The sequence below is a fragment of the Kitasatospora purpeofusca genome (assembly GCF_042691725.1).
GTDB classification, from domain to species: domain Bacteria; phylum Actinomycetota; class Actinomycetes; order Streptomycetales; family Streptomycetaceae; genus Kitasatospora; species Kitasatospora purpeofusca_B.
On sequence record NZ_CP170483.1, the window covers coordinates 8,132,375 to 8,146,978 of the forward strand.

The 14,604-nt window shown below is 75.8% G+C and carries 16 protein-coding genes; 11 read left to right on the top strand and 5 right to left on the bottom strand.

Going from position 1 to position 14,604, the window contains the following annotated elements; all coding sequences use genetic code 11:
- Positions 1-27 precede the first annotated feature (27 nt).
- From ACFCLZ_RS35095 to ACFCLZ_RS35115, 5 genes are all read left to right on the top strand, one after another.
- A complete protein-coding gene (locus tag ACFCLZ_RS35095; protein WP_380281942.1) occupies positions 28-630 on the top strand; it encodes a carbonic anhydrase in 603 nt (200 codons plus the stop codon).
- A gap of 127 nt (positions 631-757) precedes the next feature.
- On the top strand, positions 758-2,245 hold the full coding sequence (locus ACFCLZ_RS35100; RefSeq protein WP_380281943.1) for a SulP family inorganic anion transporter: 1,488 nt from the start codon (positions 758-760) through the stop codon (positions 2,243-2,245).
- A gap of 217 nt (positions 2,246-2,462) precedes the next feature.
- On the top strand, positions 2,463-3,026 hold the full coding sequence (locus tag ACFCLZ_RS35105; RefSeq protein ID WP_380281944.1) for a hypothetical protein: 564 nt from the start codon (positions 2,463-2,465) through the stop codon (positions 3,024-3,026).
- An 84-nt stretch (positions 3,027-3,110) separates the two neighbouring features.
- Positions 3,111-3,677: a hypothetical protein gene (locus tag ACFCLZ_RS35110; protein ID WP_380281945.1), complete on the top strand. Its 567-nt coding sequence runs from the start codon at positions 3,111-3,113 to the stop codon at positions 3,675-3,677.
- 143 nt (positions 3,678-3,820) lie between these two features.
- On the top strand, positions 3,821-4,831 hold the full coding sequence (locus ACFCLZ_RS35115; protein ID WP_380281946.1) for a BadF/BadG/BcrA/BcrD ATPase family protein: 1,011 nt from the start codon (positions 3,821-3,823) through the stop codon (positions 4,829-4,831).
- Positions 4,832-4,834: 3 nt separating this feature from the next.
- Here ACFCLZ_RS35115 and ACFCLZ_RS35120 read toward each other — a convergent pair whose 3' ends face one another.
- On the bottom strand, positions 4,835-5,734 hold the full coding sequence (locus ACFCLZ_RS35120) for a phosphotransferase (RefSeq protein WP_380281947.1): 900 nt from the start codon (positions 5,732-5,734) through the stop codon (positions 4,835-4,837).
- Between the two features lie 160 nt (positions 5,735-5,894).
- Here ACFCLZ_RS35120 and ACFCLZ_RS35125 point away from each other — a divergent pair, with 160 nt between their 5' ends.
- Positions 5,895-6,506 (top strand): hypothetical protein, encoded by a 612-nt coding sequence (locus tag ACFCLZ_RS35125; protein WP_380281948.1) that lies wholly within the window; start codon positions 5,895-5,897, stop codon positions 6,504-6,506.
- 47 nt (positions 6,507-6,553) lie between these two features.
- Here ACFCLZ_RS35125 and ACFCLZ_RS35130 read toward each other — a convergent pair whose 3' ends face one another.
- The 3 genes from ACFCLZ_RS35130 to ACFCLZ_RS35140 all read right to left on the bottom strand — a co-directional run bounded on the left by ACFCLZ_RS35130 (position 6,554) and on the right by ACFCLZ_RS35140 (position 8,467).
- Complete coding sequence (locus ACFCLZ_RS35130; protein WP_380281949.1) at positions 6,554-7,261, bottom strand: hypothetical protein; 708 nt, start codon at positions 7,259-7,261, stop codon at positions 6,554-6,556.
- Positions 7,262-7,498: 237 nt separating this feature from the next.
- On the bottom strand, positions 7,499-7,903 hold the full coding sequence (locus ACFCLZ_RS35135; RefSeq protein WP_380281950.1) for a hypothetical protein: 405 nt from the start codon (positions 7,901-7,903) through the stop codon (positions 7,499-7,501).
- Positions 7,904-8,071: 168 nt separating this feature from the next.
- Complete coding sequence (locus ACFCLZ_RS35140; protein ID WP_380281951.1) at positions 8,072-8,467, bottom strand: hypothetical protein; 396 nt, start codon at positions 8,465-8,467, stop codon at positions 8,072-8,074.
- Between the two features lie 182 nt (positions 8,468-8,649).
- Between ACFCLZ_RS35140 and ACFCLZ_RS35145 the strand changes: the two genes are divergently transcribed.
- Positions 8,650-9,468 (top strand): class I SAM-dependent methyltransferase, encoded by an 819-nt coding sequence (locus tag ACFCLZ_RS35145; RefSeq protein WP_380281952.1) that lies wholly within the window; start codon positions 8,650-8,652, stop codon positions 9,466-9,468.
- Positions 9,469-9,551: 83 nt separating this feature from the next.
- On the opposite strand, the gene ACFCLZ_RS35150 is transcribed toward ACFCLZ_RS35145, so the two are convergent.
- On the bottom strand, positions 9,552-10,385 hold the full coding sequence (locus ACFCLZ_RS35150) for an SAM-dependent methyltransferase (RefSeq protein ID WP_380281953.1): 834 nt from the start codon (positions 10,383-10,385) through the stop codon (positions 9,552-9,554).
- Between the two features lie 302 nt (positions 10,386-10,687).
- Here ACFCLZ_RS35150 and ACFCLZ_RS35155 point away from each other — a divergent pair, with 302 nt between their 5' ends.
- The 4 genes from ACFCLZ_RS35155 to ACFCLZ_RS35170 all read left to right on the top strand — a co-directional run bounded on the left by ACFCLZ_RS35155 (position 10,688) and on the right by ACFCLZ_RS35170 (position 14,604).
- A complete protein-coding gene (locus ACFCLZ_RS35155) occupies positions 10,688-11,074 on the top strand; it encodes a PRC-barrel domain-containing protein (protein WP_380281954.1) in 387 nt (128 codons plus the stop codon).
- A gap of 108 nt (positions 11,075-11,182) precedes the next feature.
- Positions 11,183-11,449, top strand: a complete 267-nt coding sequence (locus ACFCLZ_RS35160) for a metal-sensitive transcriptional regulator (RefSeq protein WP_355376282.1) — start codon at positions 11,183-11,185, stop codon at positions 11,447-11,449.
- Positions 11,450-11,574: 125 nt separating this feature from the next.
- The gene (locus ACFCLZ_RS35165; RefSeq protein WP_380281955.1) at positions 11,575-12,906 is read left to right on the top strand and encodes a cryptochrome/photolyase family protein; all 1,332 of its coding nucleotides are present in this window, start codon (positions 11,575-11,577) and stop codon (positions 12,904-12,906) included.
- 246 nt (positions 12,907-13,152) lie between these two features.
- Positions 13,153-14,604, top strand: coding sequence for an endonuclease/exonuclease/phosphatase family protein (locus ACFCLZ_RS35170; protein WP_380281956.1), 1,452 nt, complete (start codon positions 13,153-13,155; stop codon positions 14,602-14,604).

Here is a 14,604-nt window from a genome sequence, read left to right on the forward strand (position 1 = left end):
GGGTCACCGAAGGAGGCATCCACCCTCATGGAACCGCTCATCGACCGGGCCCGGGCCTTCCCGCAGCGCGCGGGTGACACCGGCCGGGAACTCACCGGCCTCGCCGCCGGCCAGGCCCCGCAGGCCCTGTTCATCACCTGCTCCGACTCCCGGGTGGTGCCCGCCCTGATCACCGGCGCCGACCCCGGCGACCTCTTCGAACTCCGCACCGCGGGCAACATCGTCCCCGCCTACCGGGCCGACGCCGCCTCCGGCGAGACCGCCACCATCGAGTACGCGGTCGAGGTGCTCGGCGTCCGCGACCTGGTGGTGTGCGGACACTCGCACTGCGGTGCCGTCGGCGCCGTCGTCCGCGGCGAGGACCTCAGCGCCGCGCCCGCCGTCCGCTCCTGGCTGCGCCACGCCGACCGGGCCGCGCTCCGTGCGGACGGCGCCGATGTCTTCGACCCGACGGTGGCCGGCCCGGTGCAGCGCCACGTGCTCGCCCAGCTCGACCGGCTGCGCGGCTACCCGGCCGTCGCCCGCCGGCTGAGCGAGGGGCGGATCCGGCTGCACGGCTGGTTCTACGAGATCCACACCGGACTGGTGCTCTCCCACCGGGCCGACACCGGCCTCTTCCTCCCGCTGTGACCTCGCCGCACCGCGCTCCGTCGCACCGCCTTTCGTCGCACCGCCTCCCGTCGCACCGGCACTCCGCCGTTCCGCCGCACCGCCGTTCCGCCGTCCACCGCACCGTCCGCACTCTCCCGAGGACCCGATGACTCGTCGTCCCGCCCTTCGGCTGAGCACTCTGCGCTCCGACCTCCCCGCCTCCCTCGTCGTCTTCCTGGTCGCCCTCCCGCTCTGCGTGGGCGTCGCCGTCGCCTCCGGCGTCCCGGCCGAACTCGGCCTGGTCACCGGCATCGTCGGCGGCCTGGTGACCGGGCTGCTGCCCGGCAGCAGCCTCCAGGTGTCCGGCCCCGCCGCCGGCCTGACCGTCCTGGTCCTCGCCGCCGTCCAGGAACACGGCCTCGCCACCCTCGGCGTCATCACCGCCGCCGCCGGCCTGCTCCAGCTCGCCCTGGGCGCCGCCCGGCTCGGCCGGCTGTTCCGGGCGATCTCCGTCTCGGTGGTCCAGGGCATGCTGGCCGGGATCGGCCTGGTGCTGATCGCCGGTCAGCTCTACGCGCTCGCCGACGCCAGGGGCCCGGCCGGCGGCCCCGCCAAGCTCGCCGGACTCCCCGGCCTGGCCGCCGACACCGCCGGGGATCCGCACGCGCTCGCCGCGGCGGCCGTCGGGGCCGGGACGGTGGCGGTCCTGCTGCTCTGGCCGCGCCTGCCCGCACGGCTCCGGGCAGTTCCCGCACCGCTCGCCGCCGTCGCGGGCGCGACGGCCGTCACCGCCCTGTTCGACCTGCCCGTCGCCCGGGTCGAGGTGGCCGGACTCACCGGTGTCCTCCACCTGCCCGGAGCCTCCGACCTCGCGGCGCTCGGCAGCCTCGGCGTGCTCGGCACGGCCGTCGCCTTCGCGCTGATCGCCTCGGCCGAGAGCCTGTTCAGCGCGGCCGCCGTCGACCGCCTGCACGACGGTCCGCGCACCGACTACGACCGCGAACTGCTCGCCCAGGGCGTCGGCAACACCCTCTGCGGTCTGCTCGGCGCCCTGCCGATGACCGCCGTCATCGTCCGCAGCGCCGCCAACGTCCAGGCCGGCGCCCGCACCAAGGCCTCCCGCGTCCTGCACGGCCTCTGGCTGCTGCTCTTCGCGGCCCTGCTCCCCGGCTTCCTCTCCGCCATCCCGCTCGCCGCCCTGGCCGGCGTCCTGGTCCACGCCGGGGCCAAGCTGGTCCCGGTCCGCACCCTGCGGCCGCTCTGGCGCGCCGACCGCGGCGAGGCGGCGATCCTGGCCGCCACGGCGATCGCCATCGTGGTGACCAACCTCCTCGAAGGGGTGCTGCTCGGCCTGCTCCTCGCGGTGCTCAAGAGCGCCTGGGACACCTCCCACCTCCAGGTCGCGGTCGCCGAACTCCCGGGCGGCGCCGTCCGGGTGACCCTGCACGGCAACGCCACCTTCCTCCGCCTGCCCCGCCTCCTCGAAACCCTCGAATCCCTGGAGCAACTGCCGGCCGACCGCCCCGTGCGCCTCGACCTCGCCGGCGTGCGCCACCTCGACCACGCCTGCCGCAGCGCCCTCGAACTCTGGCAGGAACGCCACAACCGCAACGGCTGCGCCGAACTCCTCGGCCTGCCCGCCGCCTCCGCCTGACCCGGGCGGGCCGTGGCCGCCGGAAAACCGCCGGCCACGGCCCGCCCGGGACGGTGATACCCGCGTACCCGCCGTCCTGGCCCCGGCCGCACCGACGGCTCCTGCTGCGGGCTCGACGGCCGCGACGGGCCCGACCTCGCCTGCACGGGGTGCGGACGGCTGGTCGCCACCCGCGTCGACGACTGCTCCCTCCGGCAGGTCGTCCGGCTGGATCCGGGTGCCGTCCACCGGGGCCCCGACCGGCGAGGCCCGTCCGGTCACACCCCGGCGGTCCCTGATCGACGAAGCCCGCCGTACGGCGCGGGCCGAGCCGGAAGGCAACGGGGACCCGCACTGGACGATGGCGGTCACCGTGGCCCTGGCCCACCTGGTCGCGGCCTCGGACGGTGCGGCCGTCGCCCTCCCCGACGGCCCGTTGGCGGACACCTTCCGCCGCCTCCTCGACGACGGGCCCGCCCGGCACGCGGCCCTCGCCGTCGTCCCGCAGCACCCGCAGAGCGGCGAACCCTGGCCGGCGCCTCCCGGTGTCACCGCCGTACCGCTCGCCGTGGAGGTGCGGGCCCACCTCGCGTTCCGCCCCGGACGCCCGCTCGTCCCCGCCACCGGCCGCCTCCCCGACGGCGTGGAGCGCGACGACGTCCTCCCGCCCCGTCTCCGGCACCGGCACCTGCGGCCCGCCCACACCCTCCTCCACGGCACCCCGGCCACCCTGCCCGCGATCCGCCATCCCTGGCTGCGGGCCATCCACGATCGCGGGACGGGCCGGACCCCGGCAGGCTGAGGACGGCCCCCTCCGCCGTTCTCGGGCGGCCGGCGACCAGGAACAAGACTGCCGTTTCCGCGCCGCGCCCCGACCATGGAGGCCATGACGTCCACACCCCCGGACCGCCTCACCGACCCCTCCCTCGCCGAACGGCTGGCCCACGTGCGCTGGATCGCCGGCGGAACGGCGGCCGGCAACAGCACGCTGGCCCGCCTGCTCGCCGAGCGCCACGGCATCGCCGTCCTCGACGGCGACCGCGCCGAGCACCGCCGGCTCGACCGGTGCAGCGCCGAGCGTCACCCCCACCTCGCCGCCCTGCGGGACCGGCCGCCGGGCGCCCCGTGGCACGGCCGGAGCGCGCGGCAGGTGTTCCGGGCCATGCCGAGCCTGCACGGCGAGATGACCGGGTTCCTGGTCGAGGACCTCCTCGCCCTCCCCGCCGACCGCCCCGTCCTGGTCGACTACTTCGGGATCCTCCCGCGCGACCTCGCGCCCCTGCTCCGGCACCCCGGGCAGGCCGTCTTCCTGCTGCCTGCGCCCGCCTTCCGGAAGGCCGCCCTCGCCGCCCGGTACGCGGACCCCGCCCGGGCCCGGGCCACCTGGGGGCGACGCGGACCCGCGGAGCGCACTCGCCGAGCGCCTCGCCCGCGACGACCTCTGGGACGATGAGGTCCGCCGTCAGGCCCCGCTCCACGGCGCCGCCGTCGTCACGGCCGACGGTGCGGTGCCCGCCGCCGACCTGGCGGATCGCCTCGCCGCGCGGTTCGGCCTGCTCGGGCCGTAGCCGGGCCGACACACCCTGGAGGGACACCGTGGAGCCGACCGCGGGGGAGTGCTGGGTCGCCGGGGCCGACGTCGGCGGGTCCGGGATCCGGGTCGCACTGGCGCCCGGCAGGTGGCCGGAGGCACTCGCGGGGGCGCGGACGGCCGAGCTGGCCGCGCCCGCGCGGGTGTCGGCCCCGGCCGGCGGGCTGGACGCCCGGGCGCTGCTCGACCGGCTGCTCCCCGCCCTCCGGGGCCTGGCCGCCGGACTGCCGGACGGCGCGCGGATCGGGGCCGTCGCGGTCGGCGCCACCGGGATGGCCCTGCTCGGCCGTGACCTCGCCGCCCGCCTGCCCGGCCCGCTCGCCCGCGCCACCGGGGCCCGGCACCTGGTGCTCGCCGGGGACGCGATCACCGCCCATGTGGGCGCGCTCGGCACGGACGCCGGGGTGACCGTGGCCGGCGGGACGGGGCTGGTCGCGATCGGCTACCGACCGGGCGCCGGCTGGCGGCGGGCCGACGGCTGGGGCCAACTGCTGGGCGACTGCGGCAGCGGCGGCTGGCTCGGCCGGTCCGGACTGGAGGCCGCCCTGCGGGCGTACGACGGTCGCCCCGGCGGCTCGCCCCTGCTGCTGGCCGCCGCCGAACGCCGCTACGGACCGGTGACCGGCCTCCCGGCGGCCCTCCAACCGCGCCCCGACCGGGCCGCCCTGCTCGCCGCCTTCGCCCCCGACGTCGCCGCGGCGGCCGAGGAGGGCTGCCCGGTCGCCGCCGGACTGCTCCACCGCGCGGGCGAGGAGATCGCCGCCACCGCGACCGCCGCCGCCGGCTCGGCCGGCCTCCCCGCCCCCGACCTCGCCCTGGCCGGCGGCCTCTTCCGCCTCACCCCCCTGCGCCGCGCCACCCTCGCCGCCCTGGCCACCCACCTCCCCGCCGCCCGCCTCCGCACCCCCGACGGCCCGCCCCTCCTCGGCGCCCTCCGCCTCGCCGCCACCGCCCCGGACCTCCCCTGGCCCCCGCACCCGCCCCTCCTCACCGTCCTCACCGCTACGCGCCCCTGACGCTCAGAGCCCGGCGAGCGCGGACAGCCTGATCGCCTCGTCCTCAGTCAGCGACCGGATCGGCTCGCCGGTGACCACCTGCCGCTTGGACTTCCACCCCCGCAGCCAGAGGCCGGTCGCCCAGCTCGCTTCCAGCTCGTCGCGCCCGAACCGCCGGCCGGCCAGCTCCTGGTACGCCGCGAGGAACGCCGCCGACTCCTCCACGGACGGGGCCACATAGGCGGCGGCGATCCCCACGACCACCGCCTCCGTCCCGGTGATCGCGCTGTCCCAGTCGTGCGCGACGTGGAGTTCCTCGCCGCGCCAGCGGAAGTTGTTCCGGTGCCAGTCGCCGTGGCCGACGACCGCCGGGGCCCGCCAGTCGGCGATCCGCTCACGGGCGCCCCGGCCGGCCCGTTCGAGCCAGTCCGGCCCCGCCACCGAGTGGAACGGCCGCTCGACGTCCTCGGCGGTCGCCCACACCCCGGGCCCGGGGTGGTCCCACCGGTTCCACGACGGCTTCGGTTCGAGGTCCACCCCGGCGGCCAACGGACGGGCGGTGCGCACCAGCGCTTCGAGCGCCGACGCGAACGGACGCGGATCCCGCCCCGAGGACGGGAGTTCGTCCCCGCCCTCGACCATCGCCTCGACGCCGGCCGTCCACCGCCCGAACGCCGTCGGCCCGAGGATCGGCTCGGGAGCCGGATACCCGGACGCGTGCAGCAGCCGCTGCACGGCGAAGCACCCTTCGAGCCGCGCGGCCGGCTCCCGGACCTTGACGACGACCTCCCGGCCGTCGGCGAGCACAGCACCGATCACGGCCGAAAGCCGTCCGCTCCGAAAGCGCTCCGCCACGATCCCCGACCCGAGGTGGCGCGCACACCACCGGTCGAGCGGACCGGCGTCGACACGAGGGAAGTCCATACGACGAACCCTACTGATCGACTCCGAACGGGCTGATCCCGGTGCCTGGCCGGTCGTCAGACGGGCCGCGTGCGACCAGAGTTCAGCCGGTTTCCGTCAGCCTCCCTCCGCCCGGAGGGGCGCCTGGCCGTCGCGTCGGCCGGTAGGGCAGGGTGGGGCCATGGCAAGTGTGGCGAATCCCGCGGCGTGGTGCTCGGTGCGCAAGGCGGCGTTGCCGCAGGTGTCCCCGGAGAGCGAAGGCGTCGTGCTCTCGGTCCTGGGGACCCGTGCCCTTCTGCTGTACCGGCTCGACGGGGCCGAGCACCGCAGGCGGCAGGCGGCCGGTGCCGGGCGGTTGGACAGCATCCCCGCCCTGGAGTGCCTGCTCGGCCTTCCGGTCGGCTGTCGCGTCCCGGTGGGTTCCCTTCCGGAGCAGGCGCAGGTCCGTTGCCTTCCGCGCGGGGCGGTCGAGTGGGACGCGGATCTGGTGACGCGGCGGGCGGTCCGGCCGCTCGCCGTCGACCTCGCGGTCGTGCGGGCCGCGGAGCGGCGCACGGGCCTGGAGCGTGCGGGCCGGTTCGCGCCGTTCTGCCGCCGCGCCGTCCTGCTCGACGAGGTCCCGCGGGCAGGGCTGGACGAGACCGTGGTGGAGGCCGCCTTCTACGGCATCGGCGTGCTCGTCCACGGGCCGGACGGAATCCGGGTCGCCCTGGAACCCGAGGCGTACCGGCCGCAGCGGCACACCGCCGCGGCCTGGGAGTTCGTCGAGGAGGTGTACGGACGGCTGTGCTGAGCCGCCCGCTCGCCCCTGCGCCCCGTCGTCAGTCGGCTCCCGCGTCGTCAGTCGGCTCCCGCGCCGGCCGGCGCCGAGGGCGCCGCATCGAGCAGGGACCAGCGCAGCAGCTGAGGCTGGACCTTGAAGCCGTTCGGCTGCCGAATGGCGGCGTTGACCAGCGGGTACCGGTCCACCGCAGTACGGCAGCGCTCCTGCCACCACCGTCGGCGGTCGGGCCCGGCGGCCAGGTTCTGCAGCGTCCGCTGCCAGGACATCAGCACGGCCGTGTTGTGCTGCGCCGCCGGCCGACCGTCACGGTTGCTCGGGAAGCTGTCCAGCGGGCGCTGTCCGCACGCCGCGCACTCGCACACGGGTGCGTGTGTCGCGGCGAAGCGGCGCGCGAGGGTCTTGCCGAGGAACAGGGCCATCAACTCGGGGAAGAGGACGGCGGGGGAGGTGGCGAATCCGGAGCTCCTCGCGGGCTCGCCGGGCGGGACGGTGTGGCGCAGACGCCCCGACAGGCCGAAGCCGGCGAACGCCGCCCCCCGTGCGAGCGCGCCGAACGCCGCGAGATCGGCGCGCAGCAGCGCGGTACCCGGTACCTGGGCCAGGACCCGCGCCAGTCCGGTGAGCGCCTCGGGGAAGCTCGCCAGCGGGTCCAGTTGGCCGCCGAGCATCACGGCCTTCGGACCCGGCGCCCCGCCCAGTTCCTCGATCAGGTGGCCGACCGAGTCGCCGCGCAGCCACCCGACGTCGATCGGGAGGGCGAGCACGATCCGGGGATCCTCGCGCGCCGCCGCTTGACGTACCGCGGCCCGCAGCGCGGCCGTGTCCCCCGCCCGGAGGTATCCGGTTGGGGTCGGGGCGTGTCTGACAATTCCCGCCGGGCGTGTGGCGTCAGGGCACGCACCTCGCCGCGTTGTCGTCGGTCGCCGATGCGACGCATGGACTCCCTCCTCCGCCTTGCGATGCACGCACCCTGACGCCACACGCTGATCCGACGCGAATTGTCAGACACGCCCCAGCGCCGCCGTCGCGCCGGCCGCGAACTGCTCCTGAACCGCCTGGCCGAGCGGATCGCTGGCGGGCAGTTCGCCGGTCCGTTGCAGGTAGGGGGCCTCCGCCGTCGCGATGCCGTCCTCGTAGAACGCCGGGTCGGCGAGGAGCACGTGCTCGAAGCCCTCGCCGCGCAGCTCGAACGCCTTCCCGAGGGCCTTCGGTCCACTGATCACGAGCCCGCCGCGGAGGGGATCGAGGTGGTCGCGTACGAACCCCACCCGGGAGGTGTCGACGTGGACAAGCAGCCGGTCGGTGAGCAACTCCGGCCGGGTGAAGCGGCCTTGGTCGACGACCCGGGCCCTCGGGCGGCGCGAGGACCTGCGGGGACGGGGGAGCGGGACGGAGGAGTCGGACATGGCCTCGCCTTCGAATCGGCGGAAACACCTGACGACGTACTCGTGTCTCCAGTGTACGGAGCGGACCGACACTCCAGGGCGGGACCAAGCCCGTTCGAGGCGGCGAGAGTTGGCCGGTCGTCAGGTGATCGCGGGCCGGGGGCGCGCGGCTGTTCGGCGGGTCGGTGCTCAGCGCCAGTGGTCGATGGCGGTGTTGAGGTGTTTGACGCCCGCGTAGTGCAGGCCGCTGGCGAGGAAGAACACGGCGCCCAGGAGCCAGGTGCGCCGGTCGTCACCGAGCACGCTCTCGCTACGGGCGATGGACATGACGACGCCGACGACGAGCAGGCCCTGCGCCGCGATGTTCCACGCCAGGGAGAGCAGCAGGTTGAGGAAGACGGCGAGGCTGCCGAGCGGGGTGCCGGGGCCGGTGGCGAAGGCGGCCGTCACCAGGAGGGCGAGGCCCGCGGAGACTCCGGTCAGGACACTGATCAGCGTGGTGTGCGGGCCGCCGTTCTGCAGGGTCCAGAAGGTGGTGGCACCGAGAAGGGCCGTCAGCAGGCCGTACGAGACGAGGGCACCCACGTGACCCGGGACCATCACACCACCCCCGATGCTGCGTACCGCGATGTCCGTTCAACGTAGCGAACCGCCGGGGAGTGCGGCAGACGGGCGGCACGAAGCCGTGGACGTAGATTCACTACGCTTGACGGCGCCCGCCGAAAACGGTTTGAGCGGGGCGACGGGGCGTGCCTAACGTGGTGGGTATGACGAAGAATCCGATGCCCGCCGACTGGCTCGCGGCCAACCGCGCCAACTGGGACGGGCGCGTTCCGGTGCATGTGGCCAGCGACTTCTACGACGTGGCCGGGTTCGTCGCGGGCAAGGAGTCCCTGCGGGACTTCGAGCTCGCCGAGGTCGGCGAGGTGGGCGGGAAGTCCCTGCTCCACCTCCAGTGCCACTTCGGGCAGGACACGCTGTCCTGGGCCCGGCACGGGGCGACCGTCACCGGGCTGGACTTCTCCCGGCCGGCGGTGGAGGCCGCCACCGCGCTGGCCGAGCGGATCGGCGCGGACACCGCCCGGTTCGTCGTCTCCGACGTGTACGGCGCCGTGGACGCGCTCGACGGGCGGACCTTCGACGTCGTCTACACCGGGCTGGGCGCGCTGTGCTGGCTCCCGGACATCGCGCGCTGGGCGCGGACGGTGGCGGCGTTGGTCGCCCCGGGGGGCTTCCTCTACCTGGCGGAGTTCCATCCCTTCGCCGACACCCTGGCCGAGGACGGCCGGACGGTCGAGTACGACTACTTCCACCGCGAGGCCACGGTCTGGGACGAGGCCGGCACCTACACCGACGGCGAGCTGTCGCCCACGGCCGCCACCGTGACCGTCGAGTGGCAGCACGGGATCGGCGAGGTCGTCAGCGCCCTGGCGGCCGAGGGCCTGCGGATCGATTTCCTCCACGAGCACGACTTCACCGTGTTCGCCCGCTTCCCGGTCCTGAAGCACGACCGGGTCTTCCGCTACCCGGAGGGACAGCCGGGTGTCCCGCTGATGTACTCGATCCGTGCGGGCAAGCCGGCGTAGCCCCGGCCGGACCGTCCGGTCCCGCCCCGGTCCGCCCCGGTCCGCCCCGGCCCGCACCGCCCGGGCCGGGGTCAGGGCCGGGGTCAGGGCTTGCGGGCCACCGCGCCGTACATGCTGACGCGGTCGGCGCCCGCGGGCAGGGCGCCGTCGGGTCGCCAGAGGGGGACGGTGACGACCCCGGGGTCGAGGACCTCCAAGCCGTCGAGGAGGGCGCGCACCTGGTCCCGGGTGCGGCCGACCAGGGGAGCGGTGGCCTTGCTGTAGACGCCCGTCACCCGGTCGCGGACCTCGGCGGGGAGGAAGTCCGCGGTGCCGTGCGACAGGATCAGGTGGCTGCCGGGGGCGAGAACGTCCAGCAGCGTGCGCACCAACTCGTAGGGGTCCTCCTCGTCCCGCACGAAGTGCAGGACGGCGGCGAGCACGAGGGCCGTCGGGCGGTCGAAGTCGAGCAGCTTCTCGGCCCGGGCGTCGGCGAGGAGCTCGGCGGGCCGGCGCAGGTCGGCCTGGATGACGGTGGTGCGGCCGACGGCGGTGCCGCCCATCAGGGCGCGGGCATGGGCGAGCACGATCGGGTCGTTGTCCACGTAGAGGACCCGGGCGCCGGGGTCGACCGCCTGGGCGATCTCATGGGTATTGCCGGCCGTGGGGATGCCGGTTCCGATGTCAAGGAACTGGTCGATGCCGAGGTCCGCCACGCACCGCACCGCCCGGGTGAGGAAGCCCCGGTTGGCGCGCGCGGTGGACCGGAATTCGGGGTTGGCCGCCAGGGCCCGCTCGGCGGCCTCGCGGTCGGCCGGGAAGTTGTCCTTTCCTCCCAGGTAGTAGTCGTACATCCGGGCGGGGTGCGGGATCTCCGGGCGGAGGTCGGCGGGGATGCCCGGCTCGCCCTGCTCCCACATGTCTTCGTAACTCACCATCGCTGCCGCGCCTCCGCCCAGGTGATCTGATGATCCGTCGGCGGACAGCGTAGGTGTTCGAGTGGGCTCCTGTGCGCTGTTGGTCGGTTCACCCCCGGTTGTGCGAAATGGGCCCCTTGCCACCTGTCACTGTGACGACGGAGCCCGGCCCCGTCCCGGCCGACCGCGCGCCCGCATGTTCACCCGATCGGGGGAGGGGCGGGCCCAGCGGGCGGTCTTCGCGCTCCCGGCGCAGGATGGGAGGGTCCGGGGCACTGCCCAACCGGGGCGCCGCCGCCGTGGGGCGGTTACGGGAGGTTGCCATGGCCGTCGCCGAGATCGTTCCGGCCGACATCAGGGAGTGGCGGGGTCAGGCCGTCGTGGACCAGAAGGGGCACAAGATCGGCAAGCTGGAGTCCGTCTACGTCGAGACCGCCAGCGACGAGCCGTACTTCGCGACCGTCACGATCGGGCCGGCCGTCTCGGTCGGGCTGAAGGTCAACAGCAAGCTGGTCTTCGTCCCGCTCGACGGAGCCGTGCTGGGCCCGGGGTACCTCAAGGTGGCGTTCGCGAGGGCGCTGGTCAAGCAGGCGCCGTCGATCGGCGTCGACGACGTGCTGCCCGCCGAGGCCGAGCCGGAGGTGTTCGCGCACTACGGCCTGGAGTACGCCACCGGCGCGGGCGGCGAACGCAGGCTCGCCCGGCGCTGACCGCGCCCCCGTCCGCCCGGCCGCGCCCCCGCCGTCGACCACCGGGCCAGTGATACCCCACGGGGTACACTGGACAGCCGGTAGTCGACAGCGGAAGGCGGTCCTGAGATGCAGGTGGACGAGGAGGCCGTCGGCGCGGTCCTGAACCGGCTCCGGCGTGCCCAGGGGCAGCTGGCGGGCGTGATCGCCATGATCGAGGCCGGCCGGGACTGCAAGGACGTGGTGACCCAGCTGGCCGCCGTCTCCCGGGCGCTCGACCGGGCCGGATTCAAGATCGTGGCGAGCGGCATGCGCCAGTGCATGGCCGGCGCCGACGCCGACGCGCCGCCGATGAGCGAGGCGGAGCTGGAGAAGCTCTTCCTGGCCCTGGCCTGAGTCCGACTCCCCGGGCCGGGACGCCTACGGACCCCCGGCGGGGGCGCGCGCCACTACGGCGCGCGCCCCCGCCGTCCGCGTGCCGCATCCCGCGCCACCCCCGGCCGTGCAAGGCTCGTCCCCCCATGAGTCTTGCCATCGCCCTGCTCACCCAGGACCTCCGCGTCCACGACAACCCCGTGCTGCACGCCGCCCACGCCGCCGCCGACCAGGTCGTCCCGCTCTTCGTCCTGGACCCCGACATCGCCGCCGCCGGCTTCGCCGCGCCCAACCGCGCCGCCTTCCTCGCCGACTGCCTCACCGACCTGGACGCCTCCCTGCGCCCGCTCGGCGGCCGCCTCGTGCTGCGCCGCGGCCCCGCCGCCCCCGCCACCGCCCGGCTGGCCGCCGAACTGGACGCCGCCTCGGTGCACGTCGCCGCCGGTGTGAGCGCCTTCGCCCACCGCCGCGAACAGGCGCTGCGCGCCGCGCTCGGCGAGCGCCTGCACGTCCACGACGGCTCGCTGACCGTCGTCGTCCCCGGCGCGGTGACCCCGGCGGGCAAGGACCACTACGCCGTCTTCACCCCGTACCACCGGGCCTGGTCGCAGGCGCCCCGCCGGACCGTCCACCGCCCGCCGAAGGCCCTGCGCACCCCGGAGGGCATCGCGAGCGAGCCCGTCCCCACCGCGCGACCGGAGTCGCCCGCACTCCCGCCGGGTGGCGAGCGGGCCGGCCGGCGGCGCTGGCGGCGCTACGACCTGGACCGCTACGCCGGGCTGCACGACGACCTCGCGGCCGACGGCACCTCGCGCCTCTCGCCGTACCTGCACTTCGGCTGCCTGTCCGCCGCCGAACTGGCGGCCGACGCGCACCGGCACGGCGGCGACGGCGCCGAGGCGTTCGTCCGCCAGCTGGCCTGGCGCGACTTCCACCACCAGGTGCTCGCCGCCCGCCCGCGGGCCGCCCACCACGCCTACCGCGACCGGGGCGACCACTGGCTGCCGGAGGACGACGAGGAGTGCGCGGCCTGGCGCGCCGGGCGCACCGGCTTCCCGCTGGTCGACGCGGGCATGCGCCAGCTCGCCCACGAGGGCTGGATGCACAACCGGGCCCGGCTGGTCACCGCCTCCTTCCTCGCCAAGACCCTCTATCGGGACTGGCGGATCGGCGCGCGCCACTTCCTGCGGCTCCTGGTCGACGGCGACCTCGCGAACAACCAGCTCAACTGGCAGTGGGTGGCGGGCACCGGGACGGACACCCGGCCGAACCGGGTGCTCAATCCGTTGGCGCAGGCCGACCGGCTCGACCCGGACGGGGCCTACGTCCGCCGCTGGGTCCCGGAGCTGGCCCACATCCCCGGCCGGGCGGTGCACCGCCCGTGGCTGCTGGCCGAGCGCCCGGCCGGCTACCCGGACCCGCTCGTCGACCCGGCGGCGCTCTCCGACCGCCTGCGCGGCGCCCGCGGCCTGGACTGATCCGCGAGCCCCGCCCCCGCCCGCACCGCCCCGCCCCCGCCCGCCCCACAGTTCCCGAACCGCCCGACGTTGCGTCACGCCTCGTTCACGCCCTGGTCGCTGACCTTCGGATGAATGGGCCCGGCCCCACAGTTGTACAGCCAACTGTCGACGGGGCCGCCCCTCCCAGCCTCCGTCAGCAGCCGCGGACGGCCCCGGTCCGGTACCCCCCGACGGCCCGGTGCCCGAGCGGCGGACAGGACCTCCGTGGCCACCGGCAGCACCCTGACCCTCACCTCGTCGACCAGCCCCTTCGAGGGCGACCGCCTCACCTTCCACTGGACCACCGACGCCCCCGACCCGAAGAACTGGGTCGGCATCTACGACGGCGACCGCCGACCGGGCACCGGCAGCTCGCTGCTCTGGAAGTACACGCCGGGCACCGCGGGCGACGTCCAGCTCGACACCTCCGCGCTCACCGGCGGCCCGTACACGGCGTACCTGCTCGCCAAGGACGGCTACGGCATCCTCGCCAGGACCGAGCCCTTCACCTTCCGCCCCAAGCCCGCCGTGGTCCGCCCGCACGCCGTGGTGGACGCCTTCACCGCTACCCCAGCGGCCCCCGGCGCGCCCGTCACCGTCAAGCTCGGCGGCCTCTGGGCCCGCCCCGCCGGGAACCCGGCCGGCAGCGCGGCCTTCCGCAAGGTCTCCGGCCCGGACTGGCTCGCGGTCGCCGCCGACGGCACCGTCACCGGCACCGCGCCGGCCGGCAAGGCGCCGCGCAACCCGGAGGTGCTGGTCGTCGGGGTCAAGGACAGCGCCGGCGCCGCCGACACCGTCACCGTGCTGCTCCCGGTCGCCGACCCGGCCGCCGCCCCGCGCCTGAAGGTGGCGAGCTGGAACCTCGCCGACGCGGGCGCCGCCTTCACCGACGCGGTCGAGAAGCAGCTGCGCGTCGTCCTGGCCCAGGGCCTGGACGTGCTGGCGCTCCAGGAGACGGCCGGCACGGCCGCCCGGACCCTCGCCGATGCCCTCGGCTGGTACGCCCACCAGAGCGCCGGCAGCGTCGGCGTCCTCAGCCGGTACCCGCTGACCGCCGTCACCGCGCCGACGGCCGAGCTGCCCGCCGCCGGGGCGACCGTCCAGCTGCCGGGCGGCCGCGCCGTCCGGGTCTGGAGCGCGCACCTCGACGAGGCGGACTACGGTCCGTACGCCGCCCAGGACGGGCGCAGCGCGGCGCAGATCACCGCGGCCGAGAACGCCTCGGTCCGCGTCCGGCAGGCCAGGGCGCTGGCCGCCGCCGTCCGGGCCGACGCCGCCGCGGGCGTCCCGGTGGTGCTGGCCGGCGGGCTGTCCTCGCCGTCCCACCTCGACTGGACGGCCGCCACCGCCGCCGCGCACAGCGGCGTCGGCGCGCTCGACTGGCCGGTCACCGCGGTGCTCCAGGCCGCCGGGCTCACCGACACCTTCCGCGAGGAGAACCGGGACCCGGTGAAGGCGCCGGGCACCACCTGGTCGCCGGTCCGCAAGCAGCGCGCCGACGGCAGGGCAGAGCCGCAGGACCGGGTCGACTACGTGCTCTACCGCGGCCGGCTGAAGCTGGTCGAGGCGCACACCCTGGTCGCCGACTGGCCGGCCACCGGCGCCGACCCGGCCGCCCTCGCCGCCAACCAGTGGCCGTCCGACACCGCCGCCGCGGTCGCCACCTTCCAGCTCTGA

What these genes read in the sequence shown, in the direction of transcription:
- ACFCLZ_RS35095 (WP_380281942.1), top strand. Translation starts at nt 28, where the DNA reads ATGGAACCGCTCATCGACCGGGCCCGGGCCTTCCCGCAGCGCGCGGGT.
- ACFCLZ_RS35100 (WP_380281943.1), top strand. Translation starts at nt 758, where the DNA reads ATGACTCGTCGTCCCGCCCTTCGGCTGAGCACTCTGCGCTCCGACCTC.
- ACFCLZ_RS35110 (WP_380281945.1), top strand. Translation starts at nt 3,111, where the DNA reads ATGACGTCCACACCCCCGGACCGCCTCACCGACCCCTCCCTCGCCGAA.
- ACFCLZ_RS35120 (WP_380281947.1), bottom strand. Translation starts at nt 5,734, where the DNA reads ATGGACTTCCCTCGTGTCGACGCCGGTCCGCTCGACCGGTGGTGTGCG.
- ACFCLZ_RS35125 (WP_380281948.1), top strand. Translation starts at nt 5,895, where the DNA reads ATGGCAAGTGTGGCGAATCCCGCGGCGTGGTGCTCGGTGCGCAAGGCG.
- ACFCLZ_RS35135 (WP_380281950.1), bottom strand. Translation starts at nt 7,903, where the DNA reads ATGTCCGACTCCTCCGTCCCGCTCCCCCGTCCCCGCAGGTCCTCGCGC.
- ACFCLZ_RS35145 (WP_380281952.1), top strand. Translation starts at nt 8,650, where the DNA reads ATGACGAAGAATCCGATGCCCGCCGACTGGCTCGCGGCCAACCGCGCC.
- ACFCLZ_RS35150 (WP_380281953.1), bottom strand. Translation starts at nt 10,385, where the DNA reads ATGGTGAGTTACGAAGACATGTGGGAGCAGGGCGAGCCGGGCATCCCC.
- ACFCLZ_RS35155 (WP_380281954.1), top strand. Translation starts at nt 10,688, where the DNA reads ATGGCCGTCGCCGAGATCGTTCCGGCCGACATCAGGGAGTGGCGGGGT.
- ACFCLZ_RS35160 (WP_355376282.1), top strand. Translation starts at nt 11,183, where the DNA reads ATGCAGGTGGACGAGGAGGCCGTCGGCGCGGTCCTGAACCGGCTCCGG.
- ACFCLZ_RS35165 (WP_380281955.1), top strand. Translation starts at nt 11,575, where the DNA reads ATGAGTCTTGCCATCGCCCTGCTCACCCAGGACCTCCGCGTCCACGAC.